This window comes from Pseudomonas sp. FW300-N2A2 (assembly GCF_017351735.1).
GTDB lineage: Bacteria > Pseudomonadota > Gammaproteobacteria > Pseudomonadales > Pseudomonadaceae > Aquipseudomonas > Aquipseudomonas migulae.
On the sequence record NZ_JACNDU010000001.1, the window covers coordinates 180,522 to 200,708 of the forward strand.

19 protein-coding genes are annotated in these 20,187 nt (G+C 60.3%); 2 read left to right on the forward strand and 17 right to left on the reverse strand.

The window, feature by feature from the left end; translation table 11 throughout:
- Positions 1 to 21 precede the first annotated feature (21 nt).
- The 8 genes from J4E42_RS00695 to J4E42_RS00730 form a co-directional block, all read right to left on the reverse strand.
- Positions 22 to 1,266 carry an MFS transporter gene (locus J4E42_RS00695; RefSeq protein ID WP_207284303.1) on the reverse strand — a complete coding sequence of 415 codons (1,245 nt, stop codon included), beginning with the start codon at positions 1,264 to 1,266 and terminating at the stop codon, positions 22 to 24.
- A gap of 79 nt (positions 1,267 to 1,345) precedes the next feature.
- A complete protein-coding gene (locus J4E42_RS00700) occupies positions 1,346 to 1,906 on the reverse strand; it encodes a membrane integrity-associated transporter subunit PqiC (protein ID WP_008038426.1) in 561 nt (186 codons plus the stop codon).
- A gap of 17 nt (positions 1,907 to 1,923) precedes the next feature.
- A complete protein-coding gene (locus J4E42_RS00705) occupies positions 1,924 to 3,579 on the reverse strand; it encodes an intermembrane transport protein PqiB (RefSeq protein WP_207284304.1) in 1,656 nt (551 codons plus the stop codon).
- Positions 3,560 to 4,210 carry a paraquat-inducible protein A gene (locus tag J4E42_RS00710; protein WP_207284305.1) on the reverse strand — a complete coding sequence of 217 codons (651 nt, stop codon included), beginning with the start codon at positions 4,208 to 4,210 and terminating at the stop codon, positions 3,560 to 3,562. The genes J4E42_RS00705 and J4E42_RS00710 overlap by 20 nt, the downstream gene beginning before the upstream one ends.
- Entirely contained in the window at positions 4,207 to 4,803 is a 597-nt protein-coding gene (locus tag J4E42_RS00715; RefSeq protein WP_192227209.1) for a paraquat-inducible protein A, read from the reverse strand. Before J4E42_RS00715 ends, J4E42_RS00710 begins: the two co-directional genes overlap by 4 nt.
- Before the next feature lie 772 nt (positions 4,804 to 5,575).
- Complete coding sequence (locus J4E42_RS00720) at positions 5,576 to 6,877, reverse strand: FAD-binding oxidoreductase (protein ID WP_207284306.1); 1,302 nt, start codon at positions 6,875 to 6,877, stop codon at positions 5,576 to 5,578.
- Positions 6,874 to 7,962 (reverse strand): polyamine ABC transporter substrate-binding protein, encoded by a 1,089-nt coding sequence (locus J4E42_RS00725; protein ID WP_207284307.1) that lies wholly within the window; start codon positions 7,960 to 7,962, stop codon positions 6,874 to 6,876. The genes J4E42_RS00720 and J4E42_RS00725 overlap by 4 nt, the downstream gene beginning before the upstream one ends.
- Positions 7,963 to 8,117: 155 nt before the next feature.
- Entirely contained in the window at positions 8,118 to 9,476 is a 1,359-nt protein-coding gene (locus tag J4E42_RS00730; protein ID WP_008026421.1) for a glutamine synthetase family protein, read from the reverse strand.
- A 161-nt stretch (positions 9,477 to 9,637) separates the two neighbouring features.
- Between J4E42_RS00730 and J4E42_RS00735 the strand changes: the two genes are divergently transcribed.
- Complete coding sequence (locus J4E42_RS00735; protein WP_207284308.1) at positions 9,638 to 10,558, forward strand: helix-turn-helix domain-containing protein; 921 nt, start codon at positions 9,638 to 9,640, stop codon at positions 10,556 to 10,558.
- A 12-nt stretch (positions 10,559 to 10,570) separates the two neighbouring features.
- On the opposite strand, the gene J4E42_RS00740 is transcribed toward J4E42_RS00735, so the two are convergent.
- The 6 genes from J4E42_RS00740 to J4E42_RS00765 all read right to left on the reverse strand — a co-directional run bounded on the left by J4E42_RS00740 (position 10,571) and on the right by J4E42_RS00765 (position 15,787).
- Positions 10,571 to 11,491 (reverse strand): MurR/RpiR family transcriptional regulator, encoded by a 921-nt coding sequence (locus J4E42_RS00740; RefSeq protein ID WP_008041565.1) that lies wholly within the window; start codon positions 11,489 to 11,491, stop codon positions 10,571 to 10,573.
- 120 nt (positions 11,492 to 11,611) lie between these two features.
- A complete protein-coding gene (locus J4E42_RS00745) occupies positions 11,612 to 12,376 on the reverse strand; it encodes an ABC transporter ATP-binding protein (RefSeq protein ID WP_207284309.1) in 765 nt (254 codons plus the stop codon).
- Positions 12,377 to 12,394: 18 nt separating this feature from the next.
- Positions 12,395 to 13,507, reverse strand: coding sequence for a succinylglutamate desuccinylase/aspartoacylase family protein (locus J4E42_RS00750; protein ID WP_192416381.1), 1,113 nt, complete (start codon positions 13,505 to 13,507; stop codon positions 12,395 to 12,397).
- A gap of 9 nt (positions 13,508 to 13,516) precedes the next feature.
- Positions 13,517 to 14,215: an ABC transporter permease gene (locus J4E42_RS00755; RefSeq protein WP_008026413.1), complete on the reverse strand. Its 699-nt coding sequence runs from the start codon at positions 14,213 to 14,215 to the stop codon at positions 13,517 to 13,519.
- A 13-nt stretch (positions 14,216 to 14,228) separates the two neighbouring features.
- Positions 14,229 to 14,918, reverse strand: coding sequence for an ABC transporter permease (locus J4E42_RS00760; RefSeq protein WP_207284310.1), 690 nt, complete (start codon positions 14,916 to 14,918; stop codon positions 14,229 to 14,231).
- Positions 14,919 to 15,010: 92 nt separating this feature from the next.
- Positions 15,011 to 15,787 carry an ABC transporter substrate-binding protein gene (locus J4E42_RS00765; RefSeq protein ID WP_008026411.1) on the reverse strand — a complete coding sequence of 259 codons (777 nt, stop codon included), beginning with the start codon at positions 15,785 to 15,787 and terminating at the stop codon, positions 15,011 to 15,013.
- 276 nt (positions 15,788 to 16,063) lie between these two features.
- Between J4E42_RS00765 and J4E42_RS00770 the strand changes: the two genes are divergently transcribed.
- Positions 16,064 to 16,516: a YMGG-like glycine zipper-containing protein gene (locus tag J4E42_RS00770; protein WP_008026410.1), complete on the forward strand. Its 453-nt coding sequence runs from the start codon at positions 16,064 to 16,066 to the stop codon at positions 16,514 to 16,516.
- On the opposite strand, the gene J4E42_RS00775 is transcribed toward J4E42_RS00770, so the two are convergent.
- From J4E42_RS00775 to J4E42_RS00785, 3 genes are read right to left on the reverse strand one after another with little or no spacing between them, the layout of a single operon-like run.
- Positions 16,501 to 17,526: a DUF2955 domain-containing protein gene (locus tag J4E42_RS00775; protein WP_207284311.1), complete on the reverse strand. Its 1,026-nt coding sequence runs from the start codon at positions 17,524 to 17,526 to the stop codon at positions 16,501 to 16,503. The two genes, J4E42_RS00770 and J4E42_RS00775, sit on opposite strands and share 16 nt — an antisense overlap.
- The gene (locus J4E42_RS00780; protein ID WP_207284312.1) at positions 17,516 to 18,655 is read right to left on the reverse strand and encodes an HlyD family secretion protein; all 1,140 of its coding nucleotides are present in this window, start codon (positions 18,653 to 18,655) and stop codon (positions 17,516 to 17,518) included. The genes J4E42_RS00775 and J4E42_RS00780 overlap by 11 nt, the downstream gene beginning before the upstream one ends.
- Positions 18,652 to 20,169, reverse strand: a complete 1,518-nt coding sequence (locus tag J4E42_RS00785) for an efflux transporter outer membrane subunit (protein ID WP_192227201.1) — start codon at positions 20,167 to 20,169, stop codon at positions 18,652 to 18,654. Before J4E42_RS00785 ends, J4E42_RS00780 begins: the two co-directional genes overlap by 4 nt.
- Between the last annotated feature and the right edge of the window lie 18 nt (positions 20,170 to 20,187).

Below are 20,187 nucleotides of genomic sequence, written 5' to 3' on the forward strand. Positions count from 1 at the left end.
GCGGCGCAAGGGGGAGGCTGATCAGTCGCAGCGTGGCGCTTCGTCCGGTTGCAACAGTACTGATCGATAACGCAAGGCGACAATGAGCACCAAGGCCATTGCGTAGGCGAGGCAAACGATCAGATAGGTGTATTGCAGGCCGTAGACCTGGCTGAGCAAACCGCCCAGGGAAATACCTGCGATGGAGGCCAGTTGCGCCGTGCTCTGAGCCACTCCCAGTACGTAACCCTGTTGCGAACTGTCGACCGTCTTGGAAATCAGCGCCATCAGCACCGGCGTCGTGGCGCCCAGCAGCACGCCCCACAGGAAGTAGGCCATGACAAACACGGCCGGGTTTCGGGTCAGGCCGGCGACGCCGGTCAGGCCGATGCAGCCAATGACAACCCAGGACATTCGCTGCAGGGTTTGCTGTTGCGTCCGGTGTTCGAAGTAGCGCGCCCAGCGTGTCGCCGAAAGGATGAAGCCCAGTGCCAGCAAGCCGTAACACAGGCCCGTGACCGAATTGCCGACCTCAAACACCGAGCTGACGTACAACGAAAACGATGTCTGCGGCAGCATCCGCGCCAACAGCAGAATGCCCATGACGCCCAACAGCGACATCAGGGGCGAGCCCTGCCACACGCCGCGTGCCCGACCCGGCTGCGGCGCAGCATCCACCACCGGCGTTTTTTTCACGGGAGGCACATCCGGCAACGTCACGGCCGCCACCACGGTGCACACCGCGCAGAGCGCCGAAGCGATGAGATTGATCCAGAAAAAAGTCGCGTAATCGAGAATCAGACCGCCGACCACTGCGCCGAGCAACGAGCCGACGTTGGTGGAGATTTGCAGGATCGCAAACAGGCGGGCCCGCCGTGAGGGCGCCTCGATACTGACCCCGTAAGCCTGGGCTGGCGCGATATACCCGGCAAAGGCGCCTTGCAGGAAGCGCAGCAGCAGAATCACCCAGATATCGCTGCACAGTGCCAACCCCAACTGAGTCAACGACAAACCGGCCAAGGCACGAATCATCATCAACTTGTGGCCATAACGGTCGCCGATCTGGCCCCAGAAGGCACTGGTCAGCATGATGCCCAGCATCGGGCCGACGTACACGGCGATGCTGGCGAAACTGAACAGCGATTCCGACGTGGTCAGCCCGCGCAGGTAGACCGGCCAGAACGGGCCGCTCATTTCCATCGCACCCATGGAGATGAGCTGGATCGTGAACAGAAGATAAATCAGGATTCTGACGCTGGAACCCTGAAAAGTGCCTGAATGGAACATCGGTCAGCCTCGGTGGTTGGCCGGCATCCTACGTGCTTTGCCATCGAGGGAAAACCATATCGGGCGTTCTGTATCGGTGTCAGTTGGCAGACGGACAGCCTCGCTGCGCAGTGGTTGCCGCCTGGCTGATCAACGCGGCCAGGCGTTTGACGTTGTTTTGCTGGGCCACCACCAAGTCATCAATGGAGGGGCCTGAAGGCGTCTGCAAGGTGCTGCGGCAGGTAATCAGCGTGTTATCTCCTTCGCCAGGATTGCGCAGGCGCCATTTGACGTCGATCAAACCGTACTGCCCGGGAATCGAGTCGAAGCGTTGCACCTCCAGGCGTACTGACACTCTTCGCTTCGGACTGCTGCTGGCCAGTTGATCCACCAGAGCACTGCGCAACTCGTCCACCAGACTCGCAGCCCACCATTGGGTTTCGAGAATTGCCACGCCGCTGTTGCCCTGACGAATGACGATCTGCGGACGATCGACCTGGGCCGGTACGCTGAGGCTTTCGATCTGGATTTCCCCACCGTTGCCTCGTGCGGTGCCGCTCAATTGTGCCGGGGTCAGGGTGTGGAACTGAATCGGGTCACTGCGGCAGGCGGCGAGCAGTAGACACGCAGTGACCAAGGTAATCTTCAGCGGAAAAGCCATGGGTGTTGCTCCTGTGGTCAGTTGCGCGGTGGGCCCTGTAGGTCCGTCGGTGCTGCGTTATTGGGACGACCGCGAATCAGCGACTCTGGATGCCGGCCCAGGTAATCCGAGAGCTCACGCAGGGAGCGCGACATGCGCCCGAGTTCTTCCAGGGTCTGGGTCAATTGCTCGCGTTGCGGCGAGTCTTCGGCAAGGGTCGAGCTGGCCGATTGCAGGGTTTTGCTGACGTCTGCCAGGGTGGTTTGCACGCCAGGCAGGGTCTTGGCGTTGAATTGCGCGAGGCCCTTGCGCAGCTCTACGAGGTTGCTGTCGAGGTTGCCGGCGATGCGCTCGATGGGCAGTTGGTTGATCTTGGTGACCATGCCTTCGAGTTTTTCCTGCAACTGTTCGAGGCTGCCAGGAATGGTGGGAATGCTGACAGGGCGGGCGGTCGGGTCGAACACGACTTTCTCCGCTTTGGGGTAGAAGTCGAGTGCGATGTACAACTGGCCGGTTAACAGATTGCCGCTGCGGGCCTGGGCCCGCAGGCCGTTTTCGATGAAGCTGCCCATCAACCGTACGCCGGCGGCTTCGTCATTGGGGTCATGCTTCAACGCTTCAAGCATTCTGGCGTGGGCCTGGCCGAGCCGTTGTGGGTAGATCACGATGCCGACGTTGACCGGAAAGCTGCGTTTTTTCGGGTCGAAATCCAGATTGACCGACACAACCCTGCCGAACTCGATGCCGAGGAATTCCACCGGCGCACCGACCTTCAGCCCGCGCAATGCCTGGTCGAAACGCAAACTCAGGAACTGCGCCTTGCCGCTGGGTGGGGCGAGGGCGGTTTGCTGGTCTTCGAACAGCTCGAAGCCTTTGTCCTCCAGCGCCGGTTTATCGTTGGGGCTGTATTCCGGCGCCCTGAACGCGATGCCGCCCACCAATATGGACGAGAGCGACTCGGTCTTCACCGAAAAACCGTTGGCGCCGACGTTGACATCAATGCCGCTGGCATTCCAGAACCGGGTGTTATCGGTGACGAAGGCATCGTTGGGCGAATGGATGAAGACTTCGAGGTTCACCCCTTTGCCGTCGGCATCCAGGGCATAGGCGACCACTTGGCCGACCGGAATTTTGCGGTAGTAGACGGGGGAGCCAATGTCGAGCGAGCCCAGGTCCTGGGTGTGCAGCGTAAAGCGCTTTCCGGGTTCGCCATAGGTAATGGGGGGCGGATTTTCCAGCCCGGTGAAATTCTTCGCCCGGGCATTGGCCTGGCCGATGTCGGCGCCAATGTAGTCCCCGGACAGCAGTGTATCGATGCCCGACACGCCGCCAGCACCGATACGGGGCCGCACCACCCAGAATTGCGAGTCTTCGCGGGTGAAACTTTCCGCCTGCTTGGACAGTTTGATGGTGGCGTTGACGCTTTTCTGGTCGCCGCTCAATTCCACGTCGGAGACATGCCCGATCACCACATTGCGGTATTTGACTTCGGTCTTGTTGGCGGTCAGGCCGCTACCGGTCTTGAACGTGACGGTGATGGTCGGTCCTTCCTGCAAAATGCTGTGAACCACCAGCGAAATACCCACCAGCACCGCGACAATCGGCACGATCCACACCAATGAAACGCTGTAGCGGCGGGTCTTGATGGGGGCCTGCCCGGGAGCTTGCGGCCCGTCAGCGGCTTGAGACTTCATCCATGACCTCCTCGTTTTCGGAATGTTGCTGATCCCAGATCAGACGTGGGTCGAAACTCATCGCCGACAGCATGGTGAACACCACCACCAGACCAAAAAACAGAATGCCCGCGCGCGGTTCGATATCGGCCAGCGCCTGGAACTTCACCAACGAAGCCACCAGGGCGACCACGATCACGTCGAGCATCGACCAATAACCGATGAGCTCGACGAAACGGTACATTTTTGAGCGCTCCTTGCGCGCCCAATCACTGTCGCGCTGAACGGTCACCAGCAATAACGACAGGGCGACGAACTTGATGCCCGGCACCGCGATGCTGGCAATGAAAATGATCAGGGCGATGTCCCAGGCGCCGTGCTGCCAGAAATCCAGCACACCGCCCATGATTGTGCTGTCCGCGCCGCTGCCGACCATTTTGGTGTTCATCACCGGCAACACATTGGCCGGGATGTAAAACACCAACGATGTGATCAAGTAGGCCCAGGTTCGGGTCAGGGCGTTGGTTTTGCGCCGATGCAGCGGCGCACCGCAGCGTTCGCATTCGTGGGGTTCGCCGGTCATGTCACAGGCCAGGCCGCAGCTGTGGCAGAGACACAGGTTGAGTTCGCTGGCGACTGGTGGCGTAGTCATAAGACATCCCACAGTTCACGGACATCGCGCCCGGCGATGCGGATCATCATCAGGCTGAGAATGGCCAGGGCGAACAGGCCGATACCAGGCAGGACGTCGAGCAACCCGGCGAGCTTGATCACCGCGACCATCGCCCCCAGCAGGCAGACTTCCAGCATGCTCCAGGGCCGCAGGGTTTCCAGCCAGCGCATACAGAATCTGAAACCCGGCGAACGACGGGAGGCGAGGGCAAAACTCAGGACCCAGATCAGCAGCAGCAACTGGAAAATCGGCGCGATGATCATGGCGATTGCCGCCACCATCGCGATGAAGGTAATCGGGCCCAGACTCAGGGCCTGTACCGAATCCCACAGCGTCGCGCTGTTTTTCAGGCCTTGCAGGCTGATGCTCATGACCGGGTAGAAATTGGCGAAAATCCACAGCATCAGCGCGGTGACGGTCAGCGCCAGCCGCTGCTCCACCGTCAGGCCGTTATAGCGCTGAAGCACGCCGCCGCAGCGCGTACAGAGGGTTTTCTGATGTTTGGCGAGCGTGACTTTTTGATACACGCAGTCGCAGTGCTCGCAGATGATCAGTTGGTCAGTCGTAGCCATAGGCCGCACTCGCCAGGAGGCAGGAAAGTCAGAGCACATCCTCAATATAGAAGTGCCTTGCGATTGAGCAAATTAAAAGGCGGACTTAAAGCTGACTTGCTGGTGATCGGGCCTCGAGTCCTGCACTGATCTTGCGGCCGCCATCGCCAGCAAGCCGGCTCCTACAGGGTTTAGTGTTTGCCCGGTGGATCGGCTGCGCATGGATATTGTAGGAGCCGGCTTGCTGGCGATTGGGCCTTGAGGCTTGCGGTTATGTTGAGGGCGCCATCGCCAGCAAGCTGGCTCCTACAGGGTTTTGTGTTCACCCCGTTGATTGGCTGCGCACGGCCATTGTAGGAGCCGGCTTGCCGTTGATTGGGCCTTGAGGTTTGCGGTTATCTTGAGGGCGCCATCGCCAGCAAGGGGTGGGTGTTTACCCGGTGGATCGGCTGCGCACGGCCATTGTAGGAGCCGGCTTGCTGGCGATTGGGCCTTGAGGCTTGCGGTTATATTGAGGGCGCCATCGCCAGCAAGCTGGCTCCTACAGGGTTTTGTGTTCACCCCGTTGATTGGCTGCGCACGGCCATTGTAGGAGCCGGCTTGCCGGCGATTGGGCCTTGAGGCTTGCGATTATCTTGAGGACGCCATCGCCAGCAAGCTGGCTCCTACAGGGTTTGGTGTTTACCCGGTGGATCGGCTGCGCACGGCCATTGTAGGAGCCGGCTTGCCGGCGATCGGGTCTTGAGGCTTGCGGTTATCTTGAGGGCGCCATCGCCAGCAAGGGGTGGGTGTTTTAGCCGAGGATTTCGCGCAGGCGATACCAGAACATGCCGAGGGCCAGCAACGGTGAGCGCAGCTTCGGGCCGCCGGGGAAGGTCATGTGGGGCACGGCGCTGAATACGTCAAAGCCTTGGCTGTGCCCGGCATGAATCGCTTCGCCCAGCAGTTTGGCGCACCAGTGGGTCACGTTCAGGCCGTGACCGGAATAACCCTGTGCGTAGAACACGTTCGGATGCTGGCTCAAGCGCCCGACCTGCGGGAAGCGATTGGCGGTGATACCAATCTTGCCGCCCCATTGATAATCAATGCGCACATCGGCCAGTTGCGGGAACACCTTGAGCATTTGCGGGCGCATGTAGGCGGCGATGTCTGCCGGATCACGCCCGGAATAATGGCAGGCACCGCCGAACAGCAAACGCCGGTCCGCCGAAAGCCGGTAGTAATCCAGGCCGACTTTCTGGTCGCACAGTGCCAGGTTCCGCGGGATCAACTGCGTTGCGACGTCAGGCGCCAACGGCTCGGTGGCGATGATGTAGCTGCCCGCCGGAAGCACCTTGCCGCTAAGCTTCGGTTCGAGTTCGTCCAGATGCGCGTTACACGCCAGCACCAGGCTGCCGGCGCGCACCGTGCCCCCGGCACAACGCACCTGCACGGTATTGCCATGAATCAACTCCAGCACCGGGCTCTGTTCGAAGATCTGCACCCCCAGCGATCGCGCCAGTCGCGCTTCGCCGAGCACCAGATTGAGCGGGTGCAAATGCCCCGAACCCATGTCCACCAGGCCACCGGCATACACGCCTGAATTCACTACGTGTTCACGGATCTGCTCCGGCCCGACCAATCGCGTTTCATGGGCGTAACCCGACTCGACAAGGCCTTCCTGCTCAGCCTTGAACGCCGCGAACTGTGCCTTGGTGTTGGCCAGTTCGCAAAAACCCCAGCGCAGGTCGCAATCGATGCCGTGCTCGCGGATGCGCTTGCCCACCAGCTCGACCGATTCGGTCCCCGCGCGCTCCAGGTAACGCACGCCTTCTACACCGATGTGCCGGGCGAAACCGCTGACGTCATGGCCAATGCCGCGGATCAACTGGCCACCGTTGCGCCCGCTGGCGCCCCAGCCGATCCGCCGGGCTTCCAGCAAAATAACCGAGAGCCCGCGCTGAGCCAGTTCGATAGCCGTGTTGACCCCGGTAAACCCGCCGCCGATCACGCAGACATCGGCGACAAGGTCCTCTTCCAGCGCAGGGAAGGGCGTCAGCGTATGGGCCGATGCCGCGTAATAGGAGCGCGCATGTTCGTGGTTGTACTGATTCATTTGTTGGACTTCACTTTGCTCCAGGAACGGGTCATCAGCCGCATGATCGCCTGGGGCGGGGTGGTCGAGATGTAGAGCTTGTCGAGCACTTCCTGAGGCGGGTAAACCTCGGGATTGTTCACCAACTCAGGGTCCATGAATTGCTTGGCGGCCGGGTTGGGGTTGGCGTAACCGACCGAGGCGCTGACCTTGGCGATCACTTGTGGGTCGAGCAGGTAGTTGATGAAGGCGTGCGCCTCTTTCGTGTTGCTGGCGTCGGCAGGAATCGCCAGCAAATCGAACCACAGGTTGCTGCCTTCCTTCGGAATCGCATAGGCGATGTTCACGCCGTTCTTGGCTTCCTTGGCGCGGTTGGCAGCCTGGAACACGTCGCCGGAATAACCGAACGCCACGCAGATATCGCCGTTGGCCAGGTCCGACACGTACTTGGATGAGTGGAAGTAAGTGATGTAAGGCCGGATGCTCAGCAGCTTGGCTTCGGCCTTCTTGTAGTCCTCGGGATTTTCGCTGCGTGGGTCCATGCCCATGTAATTGAGGATCGCGGGGAAGACTTCATCCGCCGAGTCCATCATCGACACGCCACACTGGCTGAGCTTCTTGATATTTTCCGGTTCGAACAGCACGGCCCAGGAGTCGATGTGATCGATGCCCAGCACTTGCTTGACCTTGTCGACGTTGTAGCCGATGCCATTGGTGCCCCACAGGTAAGGCACCGAATGCTCGTTACCCGGATCGTTTTTCTCCAGTAGCGCCAGCAGTTTCGGGTCGAGGTTCTTGAAGTTCGGCAGCTGTGCGCGATCCAGCTTGAGGAACGCGCCGGCCTTCACCTGGCGCGCGAGGAAGTGGTTGGACGGCACCACCACGTCATACCCGGTACGACCGGCGAGCAGTTTGCCCTCCAGGGTTTCGTTGGAATCGAAAACGTCGTAGATCACCTTGATTCCGGATTTGGCCTGGAAGTCGGCGAGGGTGGTTTCGCCGATGTAATCGGTCCAGTTGTAGACGCTGACCTGTGGTTGAGCCTGGGCAACAGCGCTGAACAGCAGGGCCAGCGCGACCGGGACCGCGGATTTCAATAGACGCATATCGACACCTCTTGGATTTATCGGGTTATTCAGGTGTTTCGCTATTCCTGTGGGAGCCAGCCTGCTGGCGATAGCGGTGGGCCAATCGATACAGAGGTTGGCTGTGCTGACGCCATCGCGAGCAGGCTCACTCCCACAGGGGATGTGTGTAGGACTCAGACGCTGAGCAACAAAAACTCCCGCTCCCACGAGCTGATCACGCGCTTGAAGTTCTCGTGCTCCGCTCGCTTGACCGCGACATAACCGCGGACAAACTTGCTGCCCAGATAACGCTCGATGGTTTCGCATTCTTCCATCTGCGTCAGCGCGTCTTCGATGGTGATCGGCAGGCGCAGGTTGCGTCGTTCGTAGGCTCGGCCCTGTACCGCAGCGCTCGGCTCGATGCGCTCGACCATGCCGAGGTAACCGCACAACAGGCTGGCGGCGATGGCCAGATACGGGTTGGCATCGGCGCCGGGCAAGCGGTTTTCCACGCGCATCGCCTCGGGACTGGAGGTCGGCACACGCAGGCCCACGGTGCGGTTTTCCTCACCCCACTCGACGTTCACCGGCGCCGAGGTGTCCGGCAGGAAACGGCGGAACGAGTTCACGTTGGGCGCAAACATCGGCAGCACTTTGGGGATGTATTTCTGCAGGCCGCCGATGTAATGCAGGAACAGCTCGCTCATCTGCCCGTCGGCATTGGCGAAGATCGGCTGGCCGGTGGCGATGTCCACCACACTCTGGTGAATGTGCATGGCGCTGCCCGGCTCGTCACCAATCGGCTTGGCCATGAACGTCGCCGCGACGTTATGCTTGAGCGCTGCCTCGCGCATGGTGCGTTTGAACACCGTGATCTGGTCGGCCAGGTCCAGCGCGTCGCCATGACGGAAGTTGATTTCCATCTGCGCCGGGCCGTCTTCGTGGATCAGCGTGTCGAGGTCCAGGCCTTGCAATTCGCACCAGTCGTAAACGTCTTCAAACAGCGGGTCGAATTCGTTGGCAGCGTCGATGGAAAACGACTGACGCCCACTTTCCGCGCGGCCCGAACGGCCCATCGGCGCCTTGAGCGGCAAGTCCGGGTCTTCGCAGCGCTGGGTCAGGTAAAACTCCATTTCCGGCGCGACAATCGGCTTCCAGCCTTTGTCGGTGTACAACTGCAAGACTTTCTTCAGCACGTTGCGCGGCGACAGTTCAATCGGGTTGCCGAACTTGTCGAAGGTGTCGTGGATCACGATTGCGGTGGGCTCGATGGCCCACGGGATCACGTACACCGCATCGGAAACCGGCTTGCACACCATGTCGATGTCGGCCGGGTCGAGCAGGTCGTAGTAGATGTCGTCGTCGACAAAGTCCCCGGTTACCGTTTGCAACAACACACTTTCCGGCAGGCGCATGCCTCGCTCATGCAGGAACTTGTTGGTGGGCGCAATTTTGCCGCGTGCAATGCCGGTCAGGTCGCTGACGACACACTCGACTTCGGTAATCTTGTGATCTTTCAGCCACGTGAGCAGCTGATCGAAAGGGACATTCATAAAGACCTCGTTATTGGTTTTATTAACGCCGGGGAGGGTGGTTTCATCCGCCACACACTTCCCCTGGGACGCGTTGACGACTATCTTGGGCGAGCCTTGACGTTCCATCTATCCACTTTCAGCAGCACCAAAACGCACCAAACGAGTGCGTAAGGTCACCCATGACAGCGTGCAATCCATTACAGGTCCAAGCGTTCGATACCGCCGATGTCGCCGAGCAAATCCGCGCCACACCCGGTTGGGTCCAGCATTACCAGCAGATGTCGCCGGGGCATTTCGCCGGGCGGGTGCGTTACCTTGACCTGCAGGGCGTAGAGATTTACGAAGAACACATGAACACCCGGGTCGAGCAGAATTTCAGCGCGCCCGAAGGTGCACTGGCGTTCTGTTTCGATCGCAGTGACAACGCGCTGTACGTGCTGAATGAAGAAAGCCGCAACATCTGGATCACGCCGGAGAACTACCAGGAAATCGCCGTGGTGTTCGGGCCGGAGTTCGTTCGGCGTCACGGTCTGAATGTCGCCAGGCTCGAAGGATTGTTCATGGCACCGCTGAATTCGGGGCAGAACGCGCTGTTCAGTCGCTGGCTGAGCGGGACGTTGACCCGGTTGGCGCAAACCCTTGATCCGCCGAGCAAAGAGGCCTTGACCCAGCAGTTGCTGGAAGACTGTCTGTACATCCTCGACAACGCCTCGGTCTGCCTGGATCGCGGCGGTTTGCAGCGCCGCGCTGAAGAGCGGGCGGTGATGAAGCGCATTGGTGAATGGGCGGCCGATTCCCCGGAAGAAACCCTGAACCTGCTGGAGCTTTCCCGGGTTGCCGGGGTTTCATTGCGTCAGTTGCAGCACGCGTTCAAGGCGTACACCGGCATGACGCCGACTCATTGGCTGCGTCTGCGCCGACTCAACAGCGCGCACCGCGAACTGCTCAATCGCTCACCCATGGAAACCACCGTGGCCGAAGTGGCGATGCAGTGGTCGTTCTGGCATTTGGGGCGGTTTTCCAGCAGCTACCGAGCGTTGTTCAAAGAGCTTCCCAGTCAGACCCTCGCGCGTAAAACCGGCCGGGCATCAAGCCGCTGAGCCGATCACTGCTCAGCGTGGCTTGGTTGCTTTGGGTGATTTAGTGCTGCCGGGGATGTGCAGGTAAGCCATGACGCTTTCGGTCAATTCGGTCGCCAGTTTGACGGCTTCCTTGTTGCGCGCCATCACCCCAGCGACCAACCCTTCGATCAAGGCAAGTACGGCGATGTTGGAACTGGTCATGACCGGGTGATCGGCCGGGGCGAACAGAACGTGATCGGCAACGCTGGTCAGCGGCGACGCAGGCGAATCGGTGATTGCCAGCACCTTGGCCCCGCGTTCATGGGCGAAACGGGCAAGTTGCAGGGTGTCGAGCGAGTAACGCGGCAGGGCAATCGCCAGCAAGACGTCCTGGTCGGTAATCGCGGCCAGACGGTAAGCGGCGTTTTCGTTACCGCCCTCCATGCTGATAGCGGTGGCGTCCGCACAGAACGGCATCAGCGTCGAGGCGGCGAGGCCGGCAAAATAGACGCTGTTGCCAAACCCCAGAATGTAGATTTTGCGTGCGTTGATCAGGCTGGTGACGAACGCTTCAAACGTGTCTTCATGGTTGTTGGTCGCCGCCGTCGCCAGGTTACTGGTGGCGCTCTGGATTTGTTCCTGCAGCCCAAACGCGCCGTCGGGGCGATGCGCCAGTTCGTTGCGCAGCTTGTCGACGGGCGAGACCATTTGCTGCAACGTCGCCACCAGCTCGGCCTTCATGCCGGTGTAGCCGCCGAGGTTCAGGGCTTTGGCCAGGCGGTTTACCGCTGCGGGTGAGGTGGACGTGACGTGAGCCATCTCTTCAATGGTCAGCGTCGCCGCCTTCAGCGGGTGGCGCAAAATGAAGTCGGCCACCTTGCGCAGTGACGGCGGCAACTCGGAAACGGTTTCCGCCAGTTTGCGCATGACCGGCGCGGCATAGACCGTGGTGTCTTTCGATGGGGTCGGCATATCCGGCTCAACATTTCCTGAGAATTAGAGAAGGCCTGGCATGAGGTTGGCGCGAGTGTATCCGAAGCCGACCCTCGACGTGCAGCGCAAGGGCGAGGGTCGGTGACGCAAACGCGCGGATTACTTCAAGCTGCCGGCCAAAAACTGTTGCAGCCGTTCGGACTGTGGTTTTACCAGCACCTCACGCGGATCACCGCGCTCTTCGACCAAGCCCTTATGCAGGAACACCAGTTGATTGGAGACTTCCCGGGCAAAACCCATTTCGTGGGTCACCACCACCATGGTGCGTCCTTCCTGAGCGAGGTCCTGCATGACCTTCAGCACTTCGCCGACCAGCTCGGGGTCGAGTGCCGACGTCGGTTCATCAAACAGCATCACTTCCGGTTCCATGGCCAACGCACGCGCTATCGCCACGCGCTGCTGCTCGCCACCCGACATATGCGCCGGCCACGCGTTCATGCGGTGCGCCACGCCGACTTTGTTCAAGTAATGCTCGGCCTTTTCCCGCGCTTCTTTCTTGCCCAGCCCCTGCACATGCACCGGGGCTTCCATGACGTTTTCAAGGGCACTCATGTGCGACCAGAGATTGAAGTGCTGAAACACCATCGACAGTCGCGAACGCATGCGCTGCAACTGCCGGGGTTCGGCAGCCTTCAGGCCGCCGAGTTTGTTGTTCACCAGTTTGAGCTGCTCGCCATTGAGCACGATGTTGCCCGCGTTCGGCTGTTCCAGCAGGTTGATGCAGCGCAGGAAGGTGCTTTTGCCTGAGCCGCTGGAACCGATGATGCTGATGACGTCGCCCGCTTTCGCTTCCAGGGATACGCCCTTGAGCACTTCGTGGGCGCCGTAACTTTTGTGCAGATTCTGGATTTCAAGTTTGTACATTCTGTTCACTCTCTGGTGTCAGTCGCTGAGTAAGCGGCCCTGGCGAATCAGGCGGGTGCCGGCGACTTTGGCCAGCCACAAACCGGGTTGGGCAAAACGCAGACGTTCGCGGGCATAAAGGATGCCGTCGGTGCTGGCGCGCACGATGCTGTGGCGATCGTTCAGCGGGTCAAGCACTTCAAACAGTGGATCGCCAACCTTGACCCGGGCGCCCAGCGGTTGCAGGAAACTCACCACACCAGGGTGCGGCGCGTAGGCATATTGCGTCCCGGCGAATGGCGTTGCTTCACAAGCGGATATCGGGGCCTGGGGCCAGTCACCGCTGATCAGGCCTTGTTCGGCGAGATAGCCGAGAATGGCCTCGGCGCTGTCGACACATTGCTCGCGCTCGGTGTCGGCCATGCCACGCAATTCGATGGTCGTGGCGACACACGCCATCGGGATAGCGGCTTCGGGAAACAGTTCGGCCAAGCGTAACCAAGGGATCGCACAGGCTTCATCGAAGGCACTGCCGCCAGCATCTTCGGCCAGCAGGGCGGCACCGGCGCCCAGGCGTGCGGCCAATGAGCGCAAGCGTGGCCAGTGTTGTGGCATGGCATAAAGCAGCATGATTGATTCGAAGTCGCAGTGCAGGTCCAACACCACGTCGGCGTCACACGCATGCCGCAACAGCAGGCGACGCAGGCCATCGAGTTCCGAAGTGGCTGGCGGTATGTCGGCGAGGACATCGGCCATGGCACGACGGATCAGCGCGGTGTTGACGTCGGCGTCGGCGCCCAGTTGGCCTTTCACCAATGCGGCCACGGCTTCGGTCAACTCGGGAAAATCACGATTGAAATTCTTGCCGCTGGAGAACTCGAAGCGACCTTGATGGGTCGCCTGGAACATCTGGGCGATGCCGATGGGGTTGGACATCGGCACCAACTCGACGACCCCGTTCAGGCGACCTTGCTCTTCCAGTACTCGCAGACGACGTTTGAGTTCCACCGCCACGCGCATCCCCGGCAACTCGTCGGCATGCAGGGAGGCCTGGATGTAAGCCTTGCGCGGCCCGCTGCCAAAGCGAAACAGTGACAGGCGCCGCTCGGTGCCCGAAGCACTCCACGGCAACAGGTATTCAATGTGCTCCATAACAGCTCCTTAATGCTTGCGCGGTGCCAGGTATGCCAGCCATCGGCGCTCGGCCAACTTGAACAGACGAACCAGGATGAAGGTCAGGGCCAGGTAGATAAGGCCGGCAGTGATGAACGCCTCGAACGGCAGGTAGAACCGCGAACTGACTGTTCGCGCGGCCCCGGTGATATCCACCAGCGTGACGATCGACGCCAGGCTGGTGGTTTGCAGCATCATCAGCACTTCGTTGCTGTACTGCGGCAGCGCCCGGCGCAAGGCCGACGGCAGCAGAATGCGGCGGTACAACGTCACGCGCGACATGCCCATGGCTTTGGCCGCTTCGATCTCGCCATGTGCCGTGGCCTTCAAACTGCCGGCCAGTAACTCTGCGCTGTAGGCACTGGTGTTGATCGCGAAGGCTAGGCACGCGCAAAAGGTGGCACTGGACAGGTAGGGCCAGAGCGCGCTTTGGCGTACCGATTCGAACTGCGCCAGGCCGTAATAGATCAGGAACAACTGCACCAGCATGGGCGTGCCGCGGATCACGTAGGTGTAAAGCCAGGCCGGAAAGTTGATCAGCGGCGATCGAGACACCCGCATCAACGCCAGCGGAACGGCCAGGACCAGGCCGAAGGCCAGGGAAATCAGCAGCACTTTCAGCGTCACCAGGATGCCGTTGAAATACAGCGGCAGGTTTTCCCAGATCAGGTTGTAGTCGAGCATCATTGGTTGCTCCCCATCACAGTTCGGCGGCTTTGATGCCGACCGAGTAGTGTTTTTCCAGATAGCGCAGCACCAGCAATGACAGGCTGGTCAGCATCAGATAAAGCGCCGCTACCGCGAGAAAAAAGGTAAACGGCTGGTGGGTGGCGTCCGCAGCGTTCTTGGCTTTGAACATCATGTCCTGCAAGCCGATGACCGATATCAGCGCGGTGGATTTGGTCAGCACCAGCCAGTTGTTGGTGAAGCCGGGAAGGGCGAAACGAATCATCTGCGGCACCAGAATTCGCCAGAACACCTGCGCGCCCCTCATGCCATAAGCGGCACCAGCCTCGGCCTGACCTTTAGGGATCGCCATAAAGGCGCCGCGAAAGGTCTCCGACAGGTAGGCACCAAAAATGAAACCCATGGTGCAGACACCGGCGATAAAGGGATTGATATCGATATAGCGGGTGTAACCGAGCGCAAGAGCGATGCGGTTCACCAGATCCTGGCCGCCGTAGAAAATCAGCAGGATCAACACCAGGTCGGGAATGCCCCGAATCAGGGTGGTATAACTTTCGCCCAGCATCGCCAGCCATTTCAGTGGCGACAAACGAAAGGCCGCTCCCAGCAGACCCAATGCTATCGCCATGGCCATGGAAGTCAGGGCCAGGTTAACGGTCAGCCAGGCGCCATCGAGAATGCTCGATCCGTAGCCGTGAAGCATGATGAAGTTCCTCAAGCGAGCGCGGTGAGGCGCGCAAACAAGCCCAAAGCGACGCCTGCCCGGGGGCCGGCGCCAGAGTGGCGGGTGAAGGCTTATTCGCCGTAGATATCGAACGCGAAGTACTTGCTCATCACTTGCTGGTACTTGCCATTTTCGCGGATGGCGTCAATGGCGGCACTCAGGCGGGCAACGTTGGCACTGTCACCTTTACGCACCGCGATCCCGGCGCCCCGACCGAAATATTTCGGGTCGTTGATGTCCGGCCCCACCAGGGCGAAATCCTTGCCCGCCGCGGTTTTGATAAAGCTTTCGTTGGTGTTGACGATGTCGGCCAGCGTCGCGTCCAGACGGCCTGACGCCAGGTCCAGGAACGCCTCATTCTGCGAGGAATAGCGCACCACTTCGATCCCGCGTTCCGCCAGCTGTTCGGTGGCGAAACGGTCGTAAGTCGAGGCGCGTTGCACACCGACTTTCTTGCCTTTGAGATCAATCAGCGGGTCGTTGATCACGTTGCCGGCCTTCATCGCGAACTTGCCCGGCGTGTGGTAGTACTTTTTGCTGAAGTCGACCGACTTCATCCGGTCTTCGGTAATCGACATCGACGACAGCACGGCGTCGATCTTGCGCACTTTGAGTGACGGGATCATGCCGTCGAACTCCTGGATGACCCACTCGCATTTGATCTTCATTTCTTCGCACAGGGCATTGCCGATGTCGTAGTCGAAACCGCTGACGTTGCCCTCCGGTGTCTTGAAGGAGAAGGGAGGGTAAGCGGCTTCGATACCGATACGCAGGCTGTCTTCGTCGGCATGCGCCAGGAAGCTTGTTGCGCACAGTGCCATGGCGCCTAGAAGTGCTCTTTTGTTCATTTTGTTGACTCCTTGAAGGGGCGTTTGGGTGGTTCGGGTAGAAGCCGTCCGATCTGGCGATGTCGCAGTCCCTGAAATGTGTGCAGCTATAATTGACACGTTTTATTTCATATTGCAACCATGTGAAAATAAACATATCAGTGCGGGGCGCACAAATTCTCGGCGTGCATGACTCCGAAACCGCTGTGTAGTGAGGGCCGTCAGTCACCCGTCGGAGGAGGGGGAGCGGGGGTGATCTACACTCTTGATGGCTGAGAAAAATGCCAGGAGGTTTTCATGAACAGGTTGTCTTGCATTGGCCTGTGTCTAGCGCTGTCGGTTGTCGCTACTCAGAGTCGGGCAGAAACGGTTGTGCCGATGAAAGGGCAGAACTCGCAACAGACACAGCTGGACATCAATGAGTGCCACAACGTGGCCGCCAGTCAGAGTTCATCGACGCAGCCAACATCCGGTGGCCGCCTGAAAGGCGCGGCGGTCGGTGCCGCTGCAGGAGCCGCTGGAGCTCAGGTTCGCGGGCGCCAGCACGACGAGTTTTATGACCGCGTCGATGACGATGTAAAGCAGGATTATCGGCAGAATCGCGCCAAAGAGACGGCAGCGGCAGGCGCGGTGGTCGGTGGCTCGCGTCAACGCCAAGAGCGCCGGGCGCAGCAGAAAACCGCCGCTTCGACCAGCTCGACGGCCTATACCAGTTGCCTGCAAGGAAAGGGGTATCAGGTCAATCCCTGAGCGTGTTTTGGCGGCCGCTGATCCAGCATATACACCATCAGGCAGGCATACAGCGTCACCAGAATGAACAGTCCCATGCGCACGGCGAACGCGGTGTAGACGTCCTTGCCTGCGATGCTGTCCTGCACTGACTGGCCCAGCAGAATGATCATCGTGATCAGGCTGTTGAGCCAGAACCCCGGGGTTAAACTTGTCGGGCTCAGCGCGTAGAGCTTGCGCGCAATGATCAGACCGAACAGCAGCATCCACAGGAAAAACATCCAGAGGTGCACAAACAGGCTGAGTGCACTCCAGAACAGCACCGCCAGCACACCGGCGAGCAGGGTCGAACCGACCAGTTCGCGACCGGCGTTGCGGGCCGTGGTGGAACTCTGCTGACCCAGGCCGACCGCCTTCAGGATGATCGGCAGATAGCTTGCCGGATCGATCAATGCCAGTAAAAACGCCGGCAGCACAATCAGGGTTGCACGCAGCGCCACGCGGCTGACTTCTTCGGCTGGCATCGGCGGCGCGACTGGCGGCGACGGTGCGTTGGCAGGCTCAGGAAACAGCCAATGACTCAGCCCGACCACCATCACGGCCAGCAGCAATCCTTTGACCAGCGCCCCGATAACCGTCGCCGCGAGGTCGAACTCGGCAACGCCGGCCGAGGAAATCATGGTCAGGCCGATCACCAGAAAAGTGACGATCAAATTGTTGCCGCCGCGCAGTCCAAAACGAAACACCAGAAACAGGCACACGCCGATCAACAGTACGCCGCTGACCGGGTAATAACGCAGGATCGGAATCAGCAACAGGCCGACACCAGTGGTCAACATTGCGATCAGCGCGAGCGCCAGTCCAGCCTTAAACGGCAGCGCACGATTGACGCTGGCGAGCAACAACAACGCCAGCACCGGCGCGATGAACGGAATCGGCAATCCCAAACCGAAACTGGCCGCCAGGCACATCGCGGTGCCGCTGGCCAGGCGCAATGCGCGCTGCTCCCGGGGCGTGCGCTCAGTAGGCATACGACAGCCAGCTCATCAGGCCCACAAACAAGCGGCCGAGTGGATTCAACGGATTGCCCTCGGTGGGGAACGCCATGACTTCAGCCTGACCGCCGGCACGAATGGCTTGACTGTCTTGCAGTTTGGCCATCGAGTCTTTGGAAAATTCGATGATCACTGGAAAGCGTTGGGCCGGGCGCAGCCAGTCACGGCTGTTCTGCACAGTGGGCAACGTACCGGGTGGCGGCGTCTGACCGACACTGACGCCGAAACCGACACTGCGCACGCGCCCCTCGAATACCTCGCCCGGCAGCGCATCCAGAACGATTGCCACCGGCGTATCGACCCGGACCCGACCGAGGTTGTTTTCGGTCATGTCCGCGCTGATCCAGACATCGTGGATCGCGATCAGTGTCATCACCGGACTGCCTACAGCTGCAAACTGCCCGGCGTCAGTGCGCAAGTCGGTAATCAAACCGGCCGAACGCGCACGAATCTGCGTATTGGCCAGATCCAGTTCGGCTTTCGACAACGCGGTGGCGGCGCTGCGCAGCAAGGCGTTCTCTTCCTCGCTGCCACCTTCCTGCTCACGCGCGCGCTGTACTTCGGCACGCGCAGCGGCGACCTGGCTGACCGCTTGTTCGCGGTTCGCGCGCGACACTTCCAGCAGGCGCACGGAAATGGTCCCGGGGTCGTCGCGGTACAAACCCTCAAGGCGCTGATTGTCTTGGCGAGCCTTGAGTTCGTTGGCTTGCGCGGCGCGTAAATTGGCCTGGGCCGAGGCAATGCCGGCGGTACTGGCGCCAATCTGGCGACGTGTCGACTCAAGGTCTGCGCGCGCACGGTCGACGGCGATCTGATAAGGCTGAGGATCGACCTCGAACAGCACGTCTCCCGCCTTCACGTCCTGATTGTTGCGCACGTTGACGCGAATGACCCGACCGGCCACTTCCGCGGCCACCGGAATGACAAAGGCACCGACCCGAGCTTGTTGCGTATAAGGCGTGTAGCGGTCGGCCAACAGATACCAGGCCAGGCTCAGGAGGATCAACAGCAGCACCCACTTGAGCCCTTTTTTCGCCGGGTCGGCAGGCGGTTCCGGCGCCTTGGAGGAGGGCGCCTCAGGGGAGGGTTGCGCGACATCACTCATGGTCCGTTACCTTTTTTGGCGGCTGCGGGCTCATCCAGTAAATCGCCCCAGTCCGTGCGTTTTTTCATGTCCTGGCGGGTGGCCGGATCAACGATCGGCTGGGCGCTGTACCAACCTCCGCCCAGCGCCTTATACAGCGCGATCACATTGCTCACGGCATTGCTGCGGCTGACCAGGTAATTGTCCTGTTGCTCCAGCAATGCGCGTTGCGCGTCCAGCACCCGCTGAAAGTCGGAATAGCCTTCGCGATACTGGGCGCTCGCCAGCACCAACGAACGTTTGGCGGCGACTTCAGCCTCACGCAGGATGCTTTCGCGCTCCAGGGATTTGATCAGCCCATTGGCGGCATCATCTGCCTCGCGAGCCGCCTGGCGAACCTTGTCGCGGTAAGCCTCAATCAACTGCTGCAACCGCGCATCCTGCACGCGCACGTTGTTGCTTATCTGGCCATGGTCGAACAGGTTCCAGCGCAGGCTGGGGCCACCGATCAGGTCCAGACTTCTCGAGGTGCCATTGAGCGTGTCGGCCGACCAGACGATGCTGCCCAATAAGGTCAGCGACGGGTAGAAATCGCTTTCGGCCACACCGATCAAGGCCGACTGGGCCGCGACATTCAGTTCAGCAGCGCGCACATCGGGGCGTCGCAGCAGCAAATTGGCCGGGACGTCCTGAAGCACGGCGCGGTCGACCAGCGGGATCAATCCTTCATTGTCGATGAGTTGCGGTAGTGCACCGGGCGGCTGGCCAATCAACACCGCCAACGCATTACGCGTGCGCAGCAACTGGTCCTCGAAGCTGGGGATGGTGCTCAGGGTGCCCAGGTATTGTGTCCTGGCTTGCTGCAAGTCGAGTTCGGCTTGTTGGCCGCTGTTGAACAGCTTTTCGGTGATCTCGAAATTACGCTTTTGCTGTTTGGCGTTTTCCCTTGCAACCCGCAAGCGTGCCTCGGTGGTGCGCAACAAGAAGTACGTATCCGCCAGCTGCGCGCGCAGCAGCACGAGCACGTCTTCATAGTTGGCATGGGCGGCGAAGTAACTGGCATCGGCCGACTCGATCGCTCGGCTGAAACGCCCCCAGAAGTCCAGCTCCCAGCCAATGTCGAACCCGGCACTGTGCTGCCAGAAATGGCTGTCCTGAGGATTGTTCCCGCCGGATTGTCGGCGGTTGAAGTACAGACTGTCGGCGCTGGCTTGCTGCAGTTGCGGATAGCGTCCGCTCTGGGCAATCCCCAATTGCGCACGAGCCTCCATGACCCGTAGACCAGCGATTTTCAGATCCGAATTGTTCGTATCCGCTTCGGCAATCAGACGATCGAGGACGGGATCACCGAAGACTTGCCACCACTGACGCAAATCCGGGTTCAGGCTGCGTTGACTGGATTGCTCAAGGGCAGGGGAGCTCCAGTGCTCGATCCACGTGGGCTTCGGCGACTGAAAATCCGGCCCCAGACGTACGCAGCCACTCAAGCCGAGCACACCCAGCAGCAACAGTTGTCCCGATCGCGTCAGATGCATGCATGTTTTCCAGCCAAG